This window comes from uncultured Aliiroseovarius sp. (assembly GCF_947492455.1).
In the GTDB taxonomy this organism is placed as follows: domain Bacteria; phylum Pseudomonadota; class Alphaproteobacteria; order Rhodobacterales; family Rhodobacteraceae; genus Aliiroseovarius.
The window spans coordinates 508,418-529,058 of record NZ_CANLNB010000001.1 but is presented as its reverse complement, the minus strand read 5'-3'; the positions used below and the strand labels follow the sequence as shown (position 1 = coordinate 529,058).

General features: G+C 59.6%; 16 protein-coding genes. 12 read left to right on the top strand and 4 right to left on the bottom strand.

What is annotated here, in order from left to right; genetic code table 11:
* Positions 1–13 precede the first annotated feature (13 nt).
* From Q0677_RS02565 to Q0677_RS02550, 4 genes are all read left to right on the top strand, one after another.
* A complete protein-coding gene (locus Q0677_RS02565) occupies positions 14–3,097 on the top strand; it encodes a type I restriction endonuclease subunit R (protein WP_298905561.1) in 3,084 nt (1,027 codons plus the stop codon).
* A 679-nt stretch (positions 3,098–3,776) separates the two neighbouring features.
* The gene (locus Q0677_RS02560) at positions 3,777–5,018 is read left to right on the top strand and encodes a nucleotidyltransferase (protein WP_298905560.1); all 1,242 of its coding nucleotides are present in this window, start codon (positions 3,777–3,779) and stop codon (positions 5,016–5,018) included.
* Positions 5,015–5,515 (top strand): hypothetical protein, encoded by a 501-nt coding sequence (locus Q0677_RS02555; protein WP_298905559.1) that lies wholly within the window; start codon positions 5,015–5,017, stop codon positions 5,513–5,515. The genes Q0677_RS02560 and Q0677_RS02555 overlap by 4 nt, the downstream gene beginning before the upstream one ends.
* The gene (locus Q0677_RS02550; RefSeq protein ID WP_298905558.1) at positions 5,499–6,656 is read left to right on the top strand and encodes an HNH endonuclease; all 1,158 of its coding nucleotides are present in this window, start codon (positions 5,499–5,501) and stop codon (positions 6,654–6,656) included. Before Q0677_RS02555 ends, Q0677_RS02550 begins: the two co-directional genes overlap by 17 nt.
* A 273-nt stretch (positions 6,657–6,929) precedes the next feature.
* Here Q0677_RS02550 and Q0677_RS02545 read toward each other — a convergent pair whose 3' ends face one another.
* Positions 6,930–7,733, bottom strand: a complete 804-nt coding sequence (locus tag Q0677_RS02545; RefSeq protein ID WP_298905557.1) for an undecaprenyl-diphosphate phosphatase — start codon at positions 7,731–7,733, stop codon at positions 6,930–6,932.
* A 243-nt stretch (positions 7,734–7,976) separates the two neighbouring features.
* Here Q0677_RS02545 and Q0677_RS02540 point away from each other — a divergent pair, with 243 nt between their 5' ends.
* The 6 genes from Q0677_RS02540 to queG all read left to right on the top strand — a co-directional run bounded on the left by Q0677_RS02540 (position 7,977) and on the right by queG (position 17,257).
* Positions 7,977–9,410 carry an NAD(P)-dependent oxidoreductase gene (locus Q0677_RS02540; protein ID WP_298905556.1) on the top strand — a complete coding sequence of 478 codons (1,434 nt, stop codon included), beginning with the start codon at positions 7,977–7,979 and terminating at the stop codon, positions 9,408–9,410.
* 69 nt (positions 9,411–9,479) lie between these two features.
* The gene (gene gltB, locus Q0677_RS02535) at positions 9,480–14,018 is read left to right on the top strand and encodes a glutamate synthase large subunit (protein WP_298905555.1); all 4,539 of its coding nucleotides are present in this window, start codon (positions 9,480–9,482) and stop codon (positions 14,016–14,018) included.
* Between the two features lie 137 nt (positions 14,019–14,155).
* Positions 14,156–14,626 (top strand): DM13 domain-containing protein, encoded by a 471-nt coding sequence (locus Q0677_RS02530; protein WP_298905554.1) that lies wholly within the window; start codon positions 14,156–14,158, stop codon positions 14,624–14,626.
* Between the two features lie 61 nt (positions 14,627–14,687).
* Positions 14,688–15,434 carry a monofunctional biosynthetic peptidoglycan transglycosylase gene (gene mtgA / locus Q0677_RS02525; protein WP_298905553.1) on the top strand — a complete coding sequence of 249 codons (747 nt, stop codon included), beginning with the start codon at positions 14,688–14,690 and terminating at the stop codon, positions 15,432–15,434.
* A gap of 54 nt (positions 15,435–15,488) precedes the next feature.
* Positions 15,489–16,154, top strand: coding sequence for a glutathione S-transferase family protein (locus tag Q0677_RS02520; protein ID WP_133485118.1), 666 nt, complete (start codon positions 15,489–15,491; stop codon positions 16,152–16,154).
* Between the two features lie 89 nt (positions 16,155–16,243).
* Entirely contained in the window at positions 16,244–17,257 is a 1,014-nt protein-coding gene (queG, locus tag Q0677_RS02515; protein WP_298905798.1) for a tRNA epoxyqueuosine(34) reductase QueG, read from the top strand.
* Here the strand turns inward: queG and Q0677_RS02510 are convergent.
* Together Q0677_RS02510 and Q0677_RS02505 are read right to left on the bottom strand one after the other, a co-directional pair.
* Positions 17,254–17,706: a hypothetical protein gene (locus tag Q0677_RS02510; RefSeq protein ID WP_298905552.1), complete on the bottom strand. Its 453-nt coding sequence runs from the start codon at positions 17,704–17,706 to the stop codon at positions 17,254–17,256. The two genes, queG and Q0677_RS02510, sit on opposite strands and share 4 nt — an antisense overlap.
* Positions 17,707–17,745: 39 nt before the next feature.
* Positions 17,746–18,612: a branched-chain amino acid aminotransferase gene (locus tag Q0677_RS02505; protein WP_298905551.1), complete on the bottom strand. Its 867-nt coding sequence runs from the start codon at positions 18,610–18,612 to the stop codon at positions 17,746–17,748.
* Between the two features lie 186 nt (positions 18,613–18,798).
* On the opposite strand from Q0677_RS02505, the gene Q0677_RS02500 reads away from it, so the two are divergent.
* Positions 18,799–19,305, top strand: a complete 507-nt coding sequence (locus Q0677_RS02500; RefSeq protein WP_298905550.1) for a MarR family transcriptional regulator — start codon at positions 18,799–18,801, stop codon at positions 19,303–19,305.
* Complete coding sequence (locus tag Q0677_RS02495) at positions 19,298–19,999, top strand: response regulator (RefSeq protein WP_133485122.1); 702 nt, start codon at positions 19,298–19,300, stop codon at positions 19,997–19,999. The genes Q0677_RS02500 and Q0677_RS02495 overlap by 8 nt, the downstream gene beginning before the upstream one ends.
* 101 nt (positions 20,000–20,100) lie before the next feature.
* On the opposite strand, the gene Q0677_RS02490 is transcribed toward Q0677_RS02495, so the two are convergent.
* A complete protein-coding gene (locus Q0677_RS02490) occupies positions 20,101–20,640 on the bottom strand; it encodes a hypothetical protein (protein WP_298905549.1) in 540 nt (179 codons plus the stop codon).
* Position 20,641: the final 1 nt, after the last annotated feature.

The following is a 20,641-nucleotide window of genomic DNA, read 5'->3' as shown; positions in this document are numbered from 1 at the left end:
TGCAGGTGATGTGATGGCGTTTTTGAATGAGGCGGATCTGGAAGACTTCCTGATGGAAGAAATGGGCGATCTGGGTTGCCAGCTGATGCATGGGGCGCAACTTGCGCCCGACACCGCGCCTGCCCTCCGCGCCAGCTACCGCGATACCATCCTTGAGCCGGTGTTTATGGACGCCCTGCGGGCCATCAACCCCGATCTACCGGAACGCGCCCTGGTCGATGCCTCAAAGAAGGTGCTCGATGTGGTGTTCACCACCGATGTGGTGCAGGAAAACCGCCGCCTTCACCGGCTGATGGTCGAAGGCGTCAAAGCCACCTATGTGCAGGACGGCGAAGAGCGCGGCGCGGTTGTGCATCTGGTCGATTGGAACGATCAGAACAACGACTGGCGCGCGGTCAATCAGGTGGATGTGGTCGGCAAGGCGCCGCGCATTCCCGATGTGGTTCTCTTCCTCAACGGTATGCCGCTTGTGGTGATCGAGCTGAAAGGCACCGAAGGCAAGGACATCGAGGCAGCCTTCAACCAGATCGAAACCTACAAGGCCGACATCCCCGACCTGTTCCGCACGACACTGCTCAATGTCATCAGCGACGGGTTCACCGCGCGCTATGGCTCGCTCTCGGCCAATCTGGACCGGTTCATGACCTGGCGCACGCTGGACGGCGAAACGCTGGTGCCTGCGGGCACCGATCTTGCGCTCGAAACGCTGGCGCGCGGCCTCCTGAACCGCCAGACCCTGCTTGACCTGCTGCGCTGGTGCGTGGTGTTCGAGGATGAGGGTAAAGGCCCGATCAAGAAGGTCGCCGGCTATCACCAGTTCTTTGCCGTGCGTAAAGCCATGGATGCCATCGCCGGCGCCCGTGGGCAGGATGGCAAGGCGGGCGTGATCTGGCACACGCAGGGCTCGGGCAAGTCGCTGTTGATGACCTTCCTTGCCGGTCGGGTCATGCATGATCCGCAGCTTGAGAACCCGACCCTTTTGGTGCTGACGGATCGCAACGATCTGGACAATCAGCTGTTCGCCACCTTCGCACGCTGCAAGGACATTCTGGGCGAGGAACCAGTGCAGGCCGACAGCATCAGCGATGTGAAGTCGCTGCTTGACCGCGATGTCGGCGGGGTTGTCTTCTCGACCATTCAGAAGTTCCGGCCGGATGCGGGCGGTGTGTTCCCCGAAATCACGGATCGCTCGAATGTCATCGTCATGGTCGATGAAGCGCACCGCACCCAATACGGGTTTGACGCGAAGATGACCAAGGAAGGCGATGTGAAATACGGCCTCGCCTATCAGCTGCGCCAGGCCCTGCCGAATGCCGTCTATGTGGCCTTCACAGGCACACCGGTCGAATTGGTTGGCGCGAATACGCGTGGTGTCTTCGGCGATTACATCGACATCTACGACATTGCCCAAGCGGTCGAAGATGGAGCCACGGTGCCGATCTACTATGAGGCGCGTGTTGCGAAGATCGAGCTTAACGAAGACATCGCCGACGAACTCGACGAGGAGTTTGACGAGGCGACCGAAGAGCTCGAGGAAGACGAAGCAGATGCCGTGGCCAAGAAGTGGTCGCAGGTGGAAGCCCTTGTCGGGGCTGACAACAGGCTCGACGCTGTCGTTTCCGACATCCTGCAGCACTTCGATGCCCGTATTGAGGCGATTGACGGCAAGGCCATGATCGTCTGCATGAGCAGGAGAATTTGCGTTGAGGTTTACAATCGCATCGTGGCCGCCCGCCCGGACTGGCACGGAGATACCGATGACACTGGTGAGGTGAAGGTTGTCATGACCGGTAGCGCATCAGATCCATTCGAGATGCAGCCGCACATCCGTTCGAAGACGAAGCAGGAAGCCATCCGGAACCGATACAAGGATCCGGCTGATCCGCTCAAGCTTGTGATTGTCAGGGACATGTGGCTGACTGGTTTTGACGCGCCTTGCATGCATACGCTGTATGTCGACAAGCCGATGAAGGGCCATGGGCTGATGCAGGCCATCGCCCGTGTGAACCGCGTATTCAAAGGCAAGCCAGCGGGTTTGGTTGTCGATTACATCGGAATTGCCTCAGACCTTAAGAATGCGCTCGCGCACTACTCTCAATCTGATCAGGCGCAGACAGGTGTCAGCGAGGCCGAAGCCGTTTCCGCGTTCCTGGATGCCCTCGATGTTTCCCGCCAGCAGCTGTTTGGGTTCGACTATGCCCTTGCACTTGATGGCTCACCGAAAGATCGCCTGAGGATCCTGCCACCGGCAATTGAGCACATCCTGAACAAGGGCGTCGAGGACGAAGGTGCCTCGGTAAAGAGGTTCCAGGATACGGTTGCTGCACTGGTGAAAGCCTTCAAGCTGGCATCAGGCAGCCCTCAAGCCACGGATCATGCAGTCGAGGTCGCCTTCTTCACCGCTGTCAGAACCGGCATCGAGAAGCTGGATGCAGACCGCAAAGGGAAGAAGAGCGGGCGATCCGATTTCGCCATCCAGCAACTCGTCAACAACGCGGTGGCCTCAACTGAGGTTGTCGACATTCTGGAAGCTTGCGGATTCGACAGACCGGACATCAGCGTTCTCTCGGAAGAGTTCATGATCGAGCTTCAAAACATGAAGCACAAGAACCTCGCGGTCGAAGCCCTGAAAAAACTTCTGAATGGAGAGATCGGCACCAGAACGCGCAGCAATGTGGTCAAGAAAGAAGAGTTTTCGACCCGCCTGGAGCAAGCCATTGCGCGATACCACAATCGCAGTGTCGACGCTCTTCAGATCATCCAGGAGCTCATCGAAATTGCCAAGGACCTGCGCGCCGAACCCGAGGATGGCCTGACCGCAGACGAACGAGCGTTCTATGATGCCCTTGCACAGAACGACAGCGCAGTAGAGATCATGTCGAATAGCGAGCTTCAGGTTATTGCCACAGAGCTTGTGAAAACCGTCCGCAGCAACGCGGGCGCAGATTGGTGGCGACGCGAAAATGTGCGGGCCAAGATGAGAATCGCCGTAAAGAAAATCCTGCAACGCCATGGCTATCCGCCTGATCTGACGACTGATGCAGTGAAAATCGTGCTGAAGCAAGCGGAGGCGATTGCAACTGAAATCTCTTACTAAATTGCAACTGATCAGCACCGAGAAAAGTTTAGCCAAATTCAAAATGGAAGAGATCGTTGAGGATCTGTGCCCGGGGCAAAATCTTGATCGAAATGATCTTTTCCGAACTTCCCGCAGCAACATTAGTCGGAAATGCAGTAGTTGGGAAAGTTAATCTACGTCGCTACCTCGTCCTTCAAGAGGCAGCGCAAGCCGAAAAAAGGTCAGGACCGTTTTCATGGAGTTGGTGACGAAAAAGCCCATCAGGGGCGTTGCAGAAGTCACAAACCTGTGTCCGAAGGCAATTACGAAAAAATCGATTTCCTGTATCGCCAATACCAAGGCTTCCTCTGCGAACGAGAGTCTGAGGGGCAACTCAAGTCCATCAGCTGCTGACGATCCTCAGAGCCTACACCAACCACATCAAGGCTGACGGCAAGGGCGAAACCCCAGCCAAACGTTTCAAGCTCGCCAAGGGTCCGGTCAAGGTCGAGGAGATCCTGAATTGGCGGCCGAAAAGGTGGCGCTAACAGGTTTCAAATTATTTTTGTGCTACGTTCGGCAATGCTGGGACATACCGGGAACAAAAAACATCTTGTAGTGTTGAAACAATCCGGGGGCGGCCATATATTGTGGTTGTTAGCGCGTATGGTTGAAGGGAGGCAATCGAACGGGCACCACTTTGAAGGAGGCCTTGCCGATGCCGCTTGACGATACCGCACCACAACTCGATGCCCTACTGCTGGGGACAGTTCTCGAAATGGAACTGAGCGACCGAGACAACCGGGTCGCCTCGAGGCGCTATAACCTTATCCCAGAGCATCTCCAACGGCCGAACAGTCCAATCCGCCGATATATGGAGTCTGCGCTCGTCTATCCTCAAGGCTCCCGCTCCATCGGTGCCACCATCGTTCATGGCGCAGACGACGACAGATTCGATCTGGACGCCATCCTCGAATTCCGCACCCCGGTCGGATGGACGCCGAGACAAGTGCTCAACGAGCTTCACGCCGCCTTCGAGGGCTTTCCCGACGTGAAGAAAATTGAACGCTGCACACGCTGCATCCAGCTACAGTTCGCCTTCATGCACTTGGACGTCACCCCGATGGATCCGGACCGAGTTCCTCGGCGCGAACGTGTCGGTGAGATCTATCACAGCCCCGACGAAGGACGTGATGAACGGTTCCGCGTGAATCCCTACGGCTTTGCGGAAGACTTCAGGGCACGCATCACGATGCCGAGCCAGAGCTTCCAGGATCATGTGCGCGATGTGCGATCGAAACTGCAGATGAAGGATCGCCTGGTGCCCGGCACAATCATGGCCGATGCAGACATAGACGCACTCCCCGAGCCCATTGATCCGGTTCGGGATGCACCGCAGGTCATCGCCCTCAAGCTCATGAAGCGATACCTCAACCTGCGCTACGCCAACCGGGACGAGAAGCGTCCGGTGTCAGTCTATCTGTCCAAGATCGCCGCCGAGGTTCCCCTGTCCCCCTTCGGGATTTGCGCGCAACTTGAAAGCTACGCCGCAGAACTCGACAGGCGCATGGCAGTCGCGCTGGAAAGCGGTCGTCGTCCGGAAGAACGCAATCCCGCGCTCTGGGAGGAGAATTTCAACGACCGGTGGCCGAAACATACCCGTGAAATGAAACTCTTCCGGATGGATCTGAGCCATCTGGTAGCAGAACTGGCTCGTGCACGGTCTTCCAGTCTGTCGGATACGCGCAAGATCTTCGACGACCTGTTTGGCGAACGGGTGGGCGAGAAGGCAGTTCGGGCCTATATCGATGGTCTTTCCTCGACCGCCGGCGTTGCTCATTACGAGCACAACAAGGGGTTTGTGGCTAATCCCGCCCTTATCGCGGCTACCCCGAAAAAGGCAACCCAAGTATCGAAGGCCCCTGCCCACCACTTCCATCCCGGCCACCGCGGCAAATGAAGACCAAGCCCAGGAAGCCGCGCTCCGCTCAGGTGCAGATCAACCGTATGGAGCACCGTTGGCCGGACCTCAAACCGCGCATGGTGAGCGAAGGTCGTTTCATAGCGTGGGTCGGGCCTCTCAGGGGTTTCCAGATGAAATACAAGGTCGCCGTACTCTGGGAATGGCAGAGCCCGAAAGCCGTACCCTTGGTCCATGTCCTGGATCCGCCAATAGCGCCTCGACTGGGGACCGATTTCATCGATCTTCCGCACCTGAACTATGATCATCAAACCCCCGCAGACTCGGCGCTCTGCCTGTTTGACCCTGATGCTGGAGAATGGGACAGCACCATGCTCATAGCCGACCGGATTGTCCCATGGGCGTCCGAGTGGCTTCATTTCTATGAAATTTGGCATCTCGACGGCGTCTGGCGCGGCTCGAACGCGCCGGGTCCGATCTCCGTGGGCGAGATCCTCAGGCAGAAACAGGAGGCTCCGGATGGCACGAGGGCGTAGTCCATCGCAAAAGACAAGAATTCTCGTCTGGGGCCGTGCTGCCGGGCGATGCCAGTATCACGGCTGTGGTAAGCGCCTCGACGGCGACCTTGTGACGGGTGACCTGGCGAAGAACCATGCCTACCTGGCTCATATCATAGCCTCTGACCCGGGCGGCGAACGTGGCCATCCGGTCCGTTCGCACCAGCTCGCGGACGATCCCGAGAACCTGATGTTGATGTGCGATCCGCATCACCGCGAGATCGACGATCGCGCCAAGATCGACCGCTACACCGTAGAGGTCTTGCGCGAGATGAAGCGTGCCAACGAGGAACGGACCGAGCGTCTACTCGAAAACCCGAATGCAACGCCCGCCCATATCCTTCGGATTGCTGCTGCGATCGGCGACAACGAGACAGCCGTTCCGCTCCGCGACTGCATCGAGGCCCTGAGACCAGAGTTTACCCCAGCAGATCGGCGTCCCATCGACATCAAAATCCGGGACATTGCGCAGAAGGACAGTGATCCAGACTATTACCCCGTCGTCATCAATGCACTTCGCAAAAAGATCCAGCGGGAGATCGACGGGCGTTTCGCAGACGATGATCTGGAACATCTCGCGGTCTTCGGTTTCGCACCAATGCCCGTCCTCATAGAACTCGGCCGACTGCTTTCGGACCTGTCAGCCGTATCGGTCTACGGGCGACACCGGGAACCGACGCCGGGCTGGGTCTGGCCGAACGATCGTGACCCTCTCGAATTCACCTGTATCCCTGGGACAACTGACACCAAGAAAGTAGCGCTGAAAATTTCTGTAACCGCGGACATCACAGACGACCGTGTCACCCAGGCGCTGCCTGATGATCGGGTTTCAATCTGGGAGATCCGGAGCAGCAGGCTGGGTGCTTCTGAGCTTCGCAACAAGGATGATCTCTCTCGCTTTCGGGAACTCGTCGGTAAGACATTCGACGCCATCAAAGATCAACACGGGATGGGCGTAGAACTGTCAGTGTTTCCGGCAGCGCCAGCTGCGTGTGCTGTCGAATTCGGCCGGGCATGGCAACACAAAGTTCATCCGCCCTTCTTGATCTACGACCAGGTTCCGGACCAAGGGTTCGTGGTACGACACGAGATCCGAACTTCGACGCAAACAGATGATTAGAAGCTAAAATCGGTGCCATAGAGGGCGCATTCGCCGGGTCGATTAAAGAATATCATACTCGACCAAGGTAGAAATGTGTCTATTTCCTGAGACATTGTTTGATCGGGCCGCAAGATTTTGCGGCCCGAAGTATTGTGTGGGGAATATCGGGCCGCCCACTTTTCTTGGCTGGCACCGATTTAGTAAACGGCTGTGGTTTTGCTCCGTTTTTTTCCTAACGGCGCAGTTTCAACATTTATCGCATGGGCTGGGGGTTTCCGCGCCTTTTTTCGTTTACAGGTATGCAATGCCCAGCAGCACGACGCCTAGGGCGAGGCGGTAGATGACATAAGGTGTGAAGCTGACCGATCGTAGCAGACGCATCATCAAGCTGAGCGCCAGAAGCGCCGCGACGAAAGAAAACACCGCAGCGATGGCGCCGTCGCGAGCCACTTGCGCATCTGCGGTGGCCGCGACCTCGGCCCCCAGCAACACGCCCGATGCGATGATGGTCGGGATCGACATCAGCATCGCCAGCTTCGCCCCGTCCGACCGCTCGTACCCCAACGCCCGGGCGCCCGAGATCGTGGCCCCCGACCGCGACGTGCCGGGGATCAGCGCCAACGCTTGCCATAGGCCCATGATCACCGCATCCCGTAAGCTCCAATCGTCGGCGCGTTTCTGAACGCTGCCCTTCTGATCAACCCAGTACAGCACCAGACCAAACAGGATCATCGTCCAAGCGATAACCTTGATCGAGCGCATCTGGTCGCTCAGTCCAGTCACTTTAAAGACAAGCCCAAGGATCACGGCGGGAATCGTCGCAATCAGCAACAGGAACGCCAGCTTCGCGCCCGGCGTGTCGATCCGCCCCGTCAGCATCCGCGGGATGCCGGCCAAACCGATCCGCACATCGCGCCAGAAATACAGCATCACCGCACCCAACGTGCCCACATGCACCGCCACATCAATCGCCAGACCCTGATCCGGCAGCCCGGTCAGATGGGGCACCAGAACGAGGTGACCAGAAGAAGAAACCGGCAAAAACTCGGTGATTCCCTGTATGATGGCGACCAGAAGAATGTGGGCAAGCGACATGCGCGGTTCCTTGGAAATAAGCTCATCGGCAAGCTAAAGCAGCGGTCCGGAAAGGGAAGAGGCTTTATAGGTATGCTTTACTGACCTAATTCTTGACGATGTGGCGAAGATTTCTTGCAATTCGCTCCATATTTTCGCATTTAGGTAAGCATTATTGACTTTTCATTTCTGACGAGTCCCCTTACAAGCCAAACTCCAAGCCAAGAGTCTGCCCGAAAACGGGCCAGCCGAGGGAGAGCCAGGATGGCAAAGCAGCCTATGTTGAAATTCGTGTCGGTCGATCGGGACATGCCCGAAAAACGCACCGCCGAAACCCGTAAAGAAGACTTCAACGAGATCTACGCCGAATTCGCAGCGCAGAAAGCCGAAGAGCAGGCCAGCCGTTGCAGCCAGTGCGGCGTACCTTATTGTCAGTCGCACTGCCCGCTGCACAACAACATCCCCGATTGGCTGCGCATGACCGCCACCGGCCGCCTGAAGGAAGCCTATGCCATCAGCCAGGCCACCAACACCTTCCCCGAAATCTGCGGTCGCATCTGCCCGCAGGACCGTCTGTGCGAAGGCAACTGCGTGATCGAACAGTCGGGCCACGGCACCGTCACCATCGGCGCGGTCGAGAAATACATCACCGACACCGCCTGGGAAAACGGCTGGGTCGAAGACATCACCCCTGTTGCGGATCGCTCGGAAAAAGTCGCCATCATCGGCGCAGGCCCCGGTGGTCTGGCTGCGGCTGACGTACTGGTACGCGCGGGCGTCAAAGTCACCATCTATGACCGCCATGACCGCGCAGGTGGTCTGCTGACCTACGGCATCCCCGGCTTCAAGCTGGAAAAAGACGTTGTTATGCGCCGTGTGAAACTGCTGGAAGACGCAGGCGTTACCTTCGTTCTGAACTGCAATGTCGGCGAAGACATCACCTTCCAAGACATCCGCGCCCAGAACGACGCCGTTCTGCTGGCCACCGGCGTCTATAAAGGCCGTGACCTGTCGGGGCCGGGTGCTGGCGCTGACGGCATCGTTCCGGCGTTGGACTATCTGACCTGCTCGAACAAGCTGAGCTTTGGCGACACAGTGCCCGAGTTTGAAAGCGGCGAGCTGAACGCTGAAGGCAAAAACGTCGTGGTTATCGGTGGCGGTGACACCGCGATGGACTGTGTCCGTACCGCGATCCGTCAGGGCGCCAAGTCGGTGAAATGTCTGTACCGCCGCGACCGCGCCAACATGCCCGGCTCGCAGCGTGAAACACAAAACGCCGAGGAAGAAGGCGTGGAATTCGTCTGGCTGTCGGCTCCGAAAGGCTTCACGGGCGATCCTGTGAACGGCGTGATCGTGCAGAAGATGCGCCTTGGCGCACCGGATGCCTCGGGCCGTCGCAGCCCGGAAGTGATCGAAGGCTCGGATTACACCGAAGACGCCGATCTAGTCATCAAGGCGCTTGGGTTTGAGCCCGAAGACCTGCCGACCCTCTGGGGCGAACAGGACCTGCCCGTGACCCGCTGGGGCACCGTGAAAGCAGCCTTTGGCACCCACAAGACCGACCTGGACGGTGTTTGGGCCGTGGGCGACATCGTGCGCGGTGCATCGCTGGTCGTCTGGGCCATCCGTGACGGCCGCGAAGCAGGCGCCAACATTCTGGACAGCCTGAACGCAACCGCCGCAGTCGCTGCCGAGTAATCACATTCAAGGGCCAGCCGGGCCACCCCAAATTCGGGCCGCCCGCGCCCATCCGCAAGGAGAACCGAAATGACGAAATATGATGAAAACTGGGTCCGCCGCGAGGAAGCCAAGCGCGCCTTTATGAACGAACACAGCCTCTATCGCGAAGAAGAAGAGCATAGCTCGTGCGGTGTGGGTCTTGTGGTTGCTGTCGACGGCAAACCGTCGCGCAAGGTGGTCGAAGCCGGTATCGACGCGCTGAAGGCCATTTGGCACCGCGGTGCTGTGGACGCTGACGGCAAGACCGGTGACGGCGCGGGTATCCACGTGCAGATCCCGGTTCCGTTCTTCTATGACCAGATCCGTCGCACGGGCCACGAACCGCGCGAAGATCAACTGATCGCAGTAGGTCAGGTCTTCCTGCCCCGCACCGATTTCGGCGCGCAAGAAACCTGCCGGACGATCGTGGAAACCGAAGTCCTGAAAATGGGCTACTATATCTACGGCTGGCGCCACGTCCCTGTGGACATCGACTGTCTGGGTGACAAGGCCAACGCCACGCGCCCTGAGATCGAGCAGATCCTGATTTCGAACTCGAAGGGCGTCGATGAAGAGACGTTCGAGCGCGAGTTGTACGTGATCCGTCGCCGGATCGAGAAAGCCGCCAACGCGGCCCAGATCAGCGGCCTGTATATCGCGTCGCTGTCCTGCCGCTCGATCATCTATAAAGGCATGATGCTGGCCGAGCAGGTTGCGGTGTTCTATCCCGACCTGATGGACGAACGCTTTAAGTCGACCTTCGCGATCTACCACCAGCGTTACTCGACCAACACCTTCCCGCAGTGGTGGCTGGCCCAGCCCTTCCGCATGCTGGCCCATAACGGCGAGATCAACACGCTGAAAGGCAACCTGAACTGGATGAAATCGCACGAGATCCGCATGGCCTCGGCGTTCTTTGGTGACCTTGCTGAAGACATCAAGCCGATCGTTCCGGGAGGCTCGTCGGACTCGGCTGCTCTGGACGCCGTGTTCGAGGTGATGGTGCGCGCCGGCCGCTCGGCTCCGATGGCGAAAACCATGCTGGTGCCCGAAAGCTGGTCCAAGCAGGCCATCGACCTGCCGCAGGCGTGGAAAGACATGTATTCCTACTGCAACTCGGTGATGGAACCGTGGGACGGCCCCGCCGCTTTGGCGATGACCGATGGTCGCTGGGTCTGCGCCGGTCTGGACCGCAACGGTCTGCGGCCGATGCGCTATGTCGTCACCGGTGACGGTCTGGTGATCGCGGGTTCGGAAGCGGGCATGGTGCCCACCGACGAAGCCTCGGTCGTCGAGAAAGGCGCACTTGGCCCGGGTCAGTTGCTGGCTGTGGATACCAAAGAAGGCAAGCTGTACCACGACGTTGAAATCAAAGACAAACTGGCCGCGGCACAGCCGTTCGGCGAGTGGGTTGGAAAGATCAACGACATGGAAGAAAGCCTGTCGCAGATCGAAGAAAAGCCGCTGTTCACGGGTGACGAACTGCGCCGCCGTCAGGTGGCTGCCGGTTACACGCTGGAAGAGCTGGAGCAAATTCTGGCCCCGATGGCAGAAGACGGCAAGGAAACGCTGGCGTCGATGGGTGATGACACCCCGTCGGCTGTTCTGTCGAACAAGTACCGCCCGCTCAGCCACTTCTTCCGTCAGAACTTCTCGCAGGTTACGAACCCGCCCATCGACAGCCTGCGCGAATACCGCGTGATGTCGCTGAAGACGCGTTTCGGCAATCTGAAGAACGTGCTGGATGAAAGCGGTGCGCAGACCGAGATCGTCGTGCTGGAAAGCCCCTTTGTGGGCAACGAACAGTTCGTGAAGCTGATCGAATCCTTCGAGTCCTCGGTGACCGAGATCGACTGTACTTTCCCGGCAGGTGGCGATGAGGCCGCGCTACGCCTTGCGCTGGAAGACATCCGCGCGCAAGCGGAAGAGGCCGTGCGCTCGGGCGCTGGTCACCTTGTTTTGACCGATCAGGCACAGGGCGAAGACCGCGTGGCGATGCCGATGATCCTTGCGACCTCGGCCATTCACAGCTGGCTGGTGAAGAAAGGTCTGCGGACCTTTACCTCGCTGAACGTGCGTTCGGCCGAATGTATCGACCCGCATTACTTCGCGGTGCTGGTGGGCTGTGGTGCAACCACGGTGAACGCCTATCTGGCCGAGGATTCGCTGGCCGATCGTATCGAGCGTGGCCTTCTGGATTGCTCGCTGACCGAAGCTGTCAGCCGCTATCGTGAAGCCATCGACCAAGGTCTGCTGAAGATCATGGCGAAGATGGGCATCTCGGTCATCTCGTCCTATCGCGGTGGCCTGAACTTCGAGGCCGTCGGCCTGTCGCGTGCCATGGTTGCGGAATACTTCCCCGGCATGACCTCGCGCATTTCGGGCATCGGTGTCAGCGGTATCCAGAAGAAACTGGAAGACATCCACGCCGCTGGTTTCGGCGGTGGCGACAAGGTGCTGCCGGTGGGTGGTTTCTACAAGGCGCGCCGCTCGGGCGAGACGCACGCTTGGGAAGCCCAGACCATGCACTTGATGCAGTCGGCCTGTGACCGCGCCTCGTTTGAGATGTGGAAGCAGTATTCGGCCCGCATGCAGGCGAACCCGCCGATCCATCTGCGTGACCTGCTGGACATCAAACCGATGGGCAAAGCCGTTCCGATCGAGGAAGTGGAAAGCATCAACGCGATCCGTAAGCGTTTCGTGACGCCGGGCATGTCGCTGGGGGCGCTGTCGCCCGAGGCACACAAGACCCTGAACGTTGCAATGAACCGCATCGGCGCCAAGTCGGACTCGGGTGAAGGCGGGGAAGATCCCGCACACTTCCACCCGGAACCCAACGGTGACAACCCGTCGGCCAAGATCAAACAGGTGGCGTCGGGCCGTTTCGGTGTGACCGCCGAATACCTGAACCAGTGTGAAGAGCTTGAGATCAAGGTTGCTCAGGGTGCGAAACCCGGTGAGGGTGGCCAGCTGCCCGGCATGAAGGTCACCGACCTGATCGCCCGTCTGCGCCACTCGACCAAGGGTGTGACGCTGATCTCGCCGCCGCCGCACCACGACATCTATTCGATCGAGGATCTGGCGCAGCTGATCTATGACCTGAAGCAGATCAACCCGCGCTGTAAGGTGACGGTGAAACTGGTTGCATCGTCTGGTGTTGGTACGATTGCGGCTGGTGTTGCGAAGGCGAAGGCCGACGTGATCCTGATCTCGGGCCACAATGGCGGCACGGGCGCATCGCCCGCAACGTCGATCAAGTTCGCGGGTCTGCCGTGGGAAATGGGTCTGACCGAGGCACACCAAGTGCTGGCCATGAACAACCTGCGGTCTCGCGTCACGCTGCGGACCGACGGTGGTCTGCGCACCGGTCGTGACATCGTGATGGCCGCGATGATGGGTGCCGAGGAATACGGCATCGGCACCGCCGCCCTGATTGCGATGGGCTGTATCATGGTGCGTCAGTGTCAGTCGAACACCTGCCCCGTTGGCGTCTGTACCCAAGACGAAGAGCTGCGCGGCAAGTTCACCGGCAATGCCGACAAGGTTGTGAACCTGATCACCTTCTACGCGCAGGAAGTCCGTGAAATCCTGGCCGAGCTGGGCGCACGTTCGCTGGACGAAGTGATTGGCCGTGCGGATCTTCTGTCGCAGGTCTCGCGTGGGTCGGCTCACTTGGACGACCTCGACCTGAACCCGCTTCTGCTGGTGGTCGATGGCGCGGACAAGATCGAGTACAACCGCGACCGCGCACGCAACGCCGTGCCGGACACGCTGGACGCCGAGATCGTGCGCGACGCGCAGCGCTTCTTGGAAGATGGCGAGAAGATGCAGCTGTCTTACACGGTGCAGAACACGCACCGGACGGTCGGCACGCGGATTTCGTCGCACATCGTCAAGCGCTTCGGTATGCGCAACTCGTTGCAGCCCGATCACCTGACGGTGAAGCTGCAAGGCTCGGCCGGTCAGTCGCTGGGTGCCTTCGCGGCCCCGGGACTGAAGATCGAAGTGTCGGGTGACGCGAACGACTATGTGGCCAAGGGGATTTCCGGCGGCACCGTGGTTGTGCGTCCGCCGCTGGTCAGCCCGCTGGTTGCCTCGGACAACACGATCATCGGCAACACGGTTCTATACGGTGCGACCGACGGCTATCTGTTCGCCGCAGGCCGCGCGGGCGAGCGTTTCGCGGTGCGGAACTCGGGCGCGAAAGTGGTGATCGAGGGCTGTGGCTCGAACGGCTGTGAGTACATGACTGGCGGTATCGCCGTCATCCTTGGCTCGATCGGTTCGAACTTCGGCGCGGGCATGACGGGCGGTATGGCGTACCTGTACGACCCGGATGGCGAGGCTCAGGACCATATGAACATGGAAAGCCTTGTGACCTGCCCGGTCACCGTCGATCACTGGGAAGCCGAGCTGAAAGGCCTGATCGAACGCCACGCTGAGGAAACCCGCAGCCAGAAGGCGACCGAGATCCTGCGCCACTGGGACAGCGAGAAAGGCAACTTTCTGCAGATCTGCCCGAAAGAGATGCTGGACAAGCTGCCGGCGCCCCTGTCGCTGGAAGCCGACGCCATCCCGGCCGAGTAACCTCGGCCCGAACAAGACACAGAACGCCCGCGACTTTCGCGGGCGTTTTTTGTTGGGGCCTAGGTGGCAACAGCGCGGTGGACCTGGCACCCGTTGCGCACTAGCCTGTTTTCAAGTTGATTTCAGAAGGGACCCCTATGCGTCGCCTCATATTTGCAACCGTGACACATGGCGCCGCGCTGGCCATCGGCTTTGCGCTTGGCATCTACCTGCTGCCGATCCTGACGGCCCCGCCCTCGCCTGACGCGTCGGTGTTAGAGGAAATGGCGCAGGATGCGGTCTATCAGGGCACCTTCACGCGCGATCTTCCAGGCAGCGATCTGCTCCACTGGGGCGAAGGCACGATCAGCCTGACCACCACGCAGATGGTCCACGAAGGCGCCTTGGCCCCTGGGCCGGATTACATGGCCTATCTGGTGCCGCAATTCGTCAGTGATGAGGCAGAATTCCTGCCGCTGAAGGCGCAGTCACAAGTCATCGGATCCGTCAAAACCTTCGAAGGGTTCATTCTGGATATCCCCGATGGTGTGGTGCTTGAGGACTACACGACGGTGCTGATCTGGTGCGAGGCATTTTCCGAGTTCATCACCGCCGCAACCTATCGGTAATCCCCCGCACACAAAGCTGCCAAATCATTGACCCCTCACCCCCCTTGTGGGAACATCCGGCGTGGCTAAGAGCAAGACAACAAAGAAAACCAGCGCCAAAAAGGCGCCTAAGGCGAAGACAGGCACGTCCAAACCCCGCAAGTGGTCCAAACCGCTGCGCTGGCTGCGTCGTGGGGTCTTGGCTGTGGTGATTCTTGTTGGCCTGACCATCACCTCGTGCACTGTAATCAACCCGCTGACGACGCCCTATATCGTCACCGAAAAGATGCGGCTTGGGGACGTGGATCGGCAATGGGTTAATCTGGATGAAATTGCCCCGGTCATGGCGCGGTCCGTCGTGGCCGCCGAAGACGCGAATTTCTGCCAGCATTGGGGATTTGACATGGGCGCGATCCGCGCCGCGATCGAGGATGGCGGCAATCGCGGAGCATCCACTCTGACGCAACAGGTCGTGAAAAACACCTTCCTGTGGCATGGGCGGTCGTGGCTGCGCAAAGCGCTGGAAGCCGGGCTGACCCCCGCAGTCGAGCTGGTCTGGACCAAGCGCCGGATCGTCGAGGTCTATTTGAACATCGCCGAATTCGACGAAGGCGTTTTCGGTGTCGAAGCCGCCGCGCGCCACTATTTCGGTGTCGGCCCCGAAGAATTGACCGCCACACAGGCCGCCCGACTGGCCGCCCTTCTTCCCAATCCCAAGGAACGTTCGGCCTCGCGTCCGTCCCCATTCGTGCGCAAGCGCGCCCAGTCCATCATGGACGGAGCGGCCACGATCCGTGCGGATGGGCGCTCAAGCTGCTTCGAGGATTGATCCCGTGGCGCGTTCGGGGCAATACGGGGCATACTCCAAGACCAGAAGTTGCACATGAACCGCCTTTTTCACGTTCCCCTGTCCCCGTTCTGCCGCAAGGTGCGGCTGTCCCTTGCCGAAAAGAAGGTCGAGGTCGAGCTTGTCGAAGAGCGTTATTGGGAACGGAACCCCGAGTTTCTGCGCCGCAACCCGGCGGGCAAGGTGCCGATCCTGAAAATCGACGGGCGGCTACTGACCGAAAGCGCGGCGATCTGCGAATATCTGGAAGAAAAGTTCCCCGACCCCGCGCTTCTGCCCCGCGACCCCGAGGGGCGCTATGAGGTCCGTCGGCTGGTCAGCTGGTTTGACGACAAGTTCCATAACGAGGTGACCTCGAACCTGCTGTATGAGCGGGTGAATAAAAAGGTCATGGGCACCGGATATCCCGAAAGCAAGAACGTGAAAGCGGGCGCCAAGGCGATCAAGTATCACTTGGATTACATGGGGTGGCTGTTGGATCAGCGCCGTTGGCTGGCAGGGAACGAGATGTCGCTGGCCGATTTTGCCGCCGCTGCGCATCTGTCGGCGCTGGATTATATCAGCGACGTGGACTGGAACCGAAATGCGAATGTGCGCGACTGGTACGCCAAGATCAAATCCCGCCCGGCGTTCCGCTCGATCCTGGCCGACCAGATCCCCGGCTTCCCCCAGCCCGCGCATTACGCGGATCTGGACTTTTGAAGCGCAAGCCGCCGCAGGGGGGCCGTCTGCCCCCCGATCCGGGTAAACCCGGCTCTCCCCCCGAGGATATTTCTGACAAGAAAAACGAAATGATCGCGCAGGCGCAGGCCGAGGGCTTTGCATTAGCGCGCGTATGTCGGCCCGACACGGTGCCCGAGATTGCCGCACGGTTGGAGCAGTTCGTGGCCGAGGGGCGGCATGGCGATATGGCGTGGATGGGCGAGCGGATGCATTGGCGCGGCAACCCGGCGGCGTTGTGGCCGGAGGCGCGGTCGGTGATCATGCTGGCAGAACCCTATACGCCGGATCATGATCCGATGGAGGTGATCGGCCAGCCAGATCGCGCGGCGATCAGCGTCTATGCGCAGAACAAGGACTATCATGACATCGTTAAGAAGCGGTTGAAGCGCGTGGGGCGCTGGATGATCGAGCGCTTCGGGGGCGAGATTAAAGTCTTCGTTGATACCGCCCCGGTGATGGAGAAGCCCTTGGGCGCGGCGGCTGGTCTTGGCTGGCAGGGCAAGCATACCAACCTTCTGTCACGCGAGCTGGGGAATTGGTTCTTTCTGGGCGCGATCTTTACCACGCTGGAGCTGCCTGCGGACGCGCCGGGACGCGAGAATTGCGGGTCTTGCACCGCCTGTCTGGACGCCTGCCCGACAGATGCCTTCCCTGCCCCGTTTCAGTTGGATGCGCGGCGCTGCATTTCCTATCTGACGATCGAGCACAAAGGCCCGGTGGACGAGGAACTGCGCGCGAAGCTGGGCAACCGGATTTATGGTTGCGACGACTGCCTTGCCGCCTGTCCGTGGAACAAGTTCGCCACTCAGGCACAGGAAATCCGCTATGCCGCGCGCGAGGATCTGTTGGCCCCGAGACTGGCCGACTTGATGGGTCTGGATGATGCCGCGTTCCGCGCGAAATTCTCGGGTAGTCCAATCAAGCGGATTGGGCGGGACCGCTTCCTGCGCAATGTGCTCTATGCCGTCGGAAACTCGAACGATCCCGCGTTTTTGCCTGCGTTAGAGCCACATTTGGGCGATCCGGACCCTGTAGTGGCTGATGCGGCACGCTGGGCCAAGGCGCGACTGCGAGGGGTTTAGTTGCCGGGCGTTTCAGGCGGCACGACCATGCGATAGGCCCCCACCGCCGCGTTGATCCCGGACGAGGCGTGCGACGCTGAATACGGTCCAAGAGTCGAAGCGCCGACCAAATAGGTCACCGTCATCTCTTGTCCCTGCATGGGCAAGCGTTTCACGCTGCCAATCACGCCCTTCGCTTCCAGAGCGCGCACGATATTCGCGCCCAATGCGTCGCTGGCTTTGCCGTCTTGGTCAGGATCGAAGCGGATCACGATGGTCAACAGCGCCCCGTCCTGGGCGGTGCGTTCGACCAGCGCCCGCTTGGTGATGCCCAAGGGGCGAATCGTTGGATCTTTGGTCACCCAATACCACGTGAGCGCCGCCGCAGTGGGTAGCACCACGACGACAATGATCGCGATCAGGATTTTGAGATTTCTGGACAGCAAACGCCCGCCCCCTTTGACTGGCATCAGCCTAGGAGACGGGCGTTCAAAAAGCATTAAACGGCGTTAGCTGCGGACCAGCTTTTCATAGCTTTCCGCGATGTCGCGGGTCAGCGCGCCCACTTCAAACGTGTAGTCGCCGATCTGGCCAACCGGGGTCACCTCGGCGGCCGAACCAGTCAGCCAGCACTGTTCGAAATCGGCCAGTTCCTCGGGCATGATGTGACGCTCGTGCACGGTGATGCCTTTTTCTTTCAACATGCCGATGACCGTCTGACGGGTCAGGCCGTTCAGGATCGCGTCGGGGATCGGGGTGTGCACCTCGCCGTCCTTCACGAAGAAGACGTTGGCCCCGGTCGCCTCGGCCACGTAGCCACGGTAATCCATGAACAGCGCATCCGAGCAGCCTTTGGCCTCGGCCGCGTGCTTGGACATGGTGCAGATCATGTACAGACCAGCGGCCTTGGCGGCGGTCGGGATGGTTTCGGGCGACGGACGCTTCCACTTGGCGATGTCCAGCTTGGCGCCTTTCATCTTGGCGTCGCCGTAGTAATCGCCCCAAGCCCACGCAGCCACCGCCATACGAACCGGGTTCTTGGCAGAACTGACACCCATGTCTTCACCGGCCCCGCGCCACGCAACAACGCGCACATAGGCATTGGTCAGGCCGTTTGCCTCGACAACCGCTTGCTTGGCGGCTTCAATTTCATCCACCGAATAGGGGATCGGCATATCCATCATCTCGCCCGATTTCAGCAGGCGCTCTGAGTGCTTACGGCTGAGGAAGATCTTGCCGTCATACAGGCGCTCGCCCTCGAACACCGACGAGGCATAGTGCAGCGCGTGGGTCAGAATGTGGACGTTCGCATCGCGCCATTCGACCAATTGGCCGTCCATCCAGATCTTGCCGTCGCGATCATCATATCCGCTCATGTTTCCGTCCTTTCCAGTTCTGAGCCGCAGTCACTTCCGCAGCATTTTTCCATTTGTTGCGCGAATTCGGTCCGCATCGGACATAATATTTCGCGAAATCCGCAAATCGCTAACAATTGATTCTTGGAAAGTCAACAACACTGACATAAAACTGGAAACTGTAACATGATTTGTGATGAGGTCGTCATGAGTGAACGCCAGTCCCCCGGTGGACAAAGCCTTCTGTTCCTAACGGACGAGCAATTGCGCAAGGGCATCGAGGCGATGTTCTTTGCCTATCGCGGCTTTACGGCGGATCCTGATCGCATTCTGAACAAATACGGATATGGCCGCGCCCATCACCGCGCATTGCACTTTATCAGCCGCGCGCCGGGCACGACGGTGAACAATCTGCTGTCCATTCTGGGTGTGACCAAGCAGTCGCTGAACCGCGTGCTGCGGACGCTGATCGAAGACGAGCTGGTCGAAAGCCGCGTGGGCACCCGCGACAAGCGTGAACGGAACCTGTTTTTGACCGAGAACGGCACCGCGCTGGAGCAAGAACTCTCTGACGCCCAGCGCGAACGGATGCGCCAAGCCTATCGCGAGGCCGGTCCCGAGGCCGTACAGGGTTTCCGCACCGTGCTTGAGGCCATGATGGACACCGACATGCAGCGCCATTTCACCCGGATGAAGGAAAGCAGACATGACTGACGCGCCCGAAGCACATCTGCTGATCATCGACGACGACGAACGCATTCGCGGGCTTCTTCAGAAGTTTTTGGTGCGCAATGGCTTCTGGGTCAGCGCGGCCCGGGATGCCGCCCATGCCCGCCGCCTGCTGGCCGGGCTGGATTTCGACCTGATCGTCACTGACGTCATGATGCCGGGCGAGGATGGGATCAGCCTGACCCGATCCCTGCGCGAGACGCTGACAACGCCGATCCTGCTGCTGACCGCCAAAGGCGAGACTGAGGATCGCATCAAAGGCCTTGAAGCCGGCGCTGATGACTATCTGGCGAAACCGTTTGAGCCGAAAGAACTGCTGCTGCGGATCAACGCAATCCTGCGGCGCATGCCCGCTGCCTCGGAAGAGGCCAGCCCGAAATCCCTGACCCTGGGCGACAAAACCTATGACATCGAACGCGGCGAACTGTGGTGCGGCGAAGAGCTGGTGCGCCTGACGGCCACGGAAAACCAGCTGATGAAGATCTTTTCGGCCACGCCGTCAGAACCGGTTAGTCGCGCGTCCTTGGTGGAACAATTGGGCCGCGATCAGGGGCAAGCGCAGGAACGCGCGGTGGATGTGCAGATCACCCGCCTGCGCCGCAAGCTGGAAGCAGATCCGAAACAACCGCGTTACCTGCAAACGGTCCGCGGGGCGGGGTATATGCTGGCGCCGGATTAAGCATCGGTGGCTCACTTCGTGAGCCTGTAGGGGCTTTGCCCCTCTGCGCTGGCGCGCATTCACCCCAGGATATTTCTGGCAAGGAAATGCAAAACGGGAGTCTATTCCAGCAGAGCGGCACATTCTGGCGGCATATCGTAGATCCAGTGTTGGATCGGATAGGCCGGCGTCATGACCGAGATCACGCGCGTTGCGCTGTCTTGCCCTGTCGACACCTCGCCCTTTCCGGACAGCAGGTTCAGGTCGCAACTGCCGATATCATCAAGGTTCAGCGTGTCATACCAACGATAGGTATAGCCCGCGATCCGCATCGCCCCGTCGCGCCATGCGAGCGTATGAATCTGCTCCCACCTGTTCCGGCCAATGGCGCTGTTGTGGGACATCACCTGAAGCGAGCCATTCGGCGTGACGGTCAGCGAAGGCTGCTGTCCGATCCCTCCAACCCAGACCACGTCCTGCACCCACAAGGTCTCACCTCCGCCAAGCTTGAGCAGCAGGTCGGCATCGCCGGTGCGTCCGAAGTCCATCAGCGCGGCGTGATCCTCGACCCCATCCCCGGTGAAATCACCGCTGATCTGCATCGAAAACCCCTCGGCCCATGCCGGGGATGCGGCCAATAGAAACGGGATGATCCAGCGCATC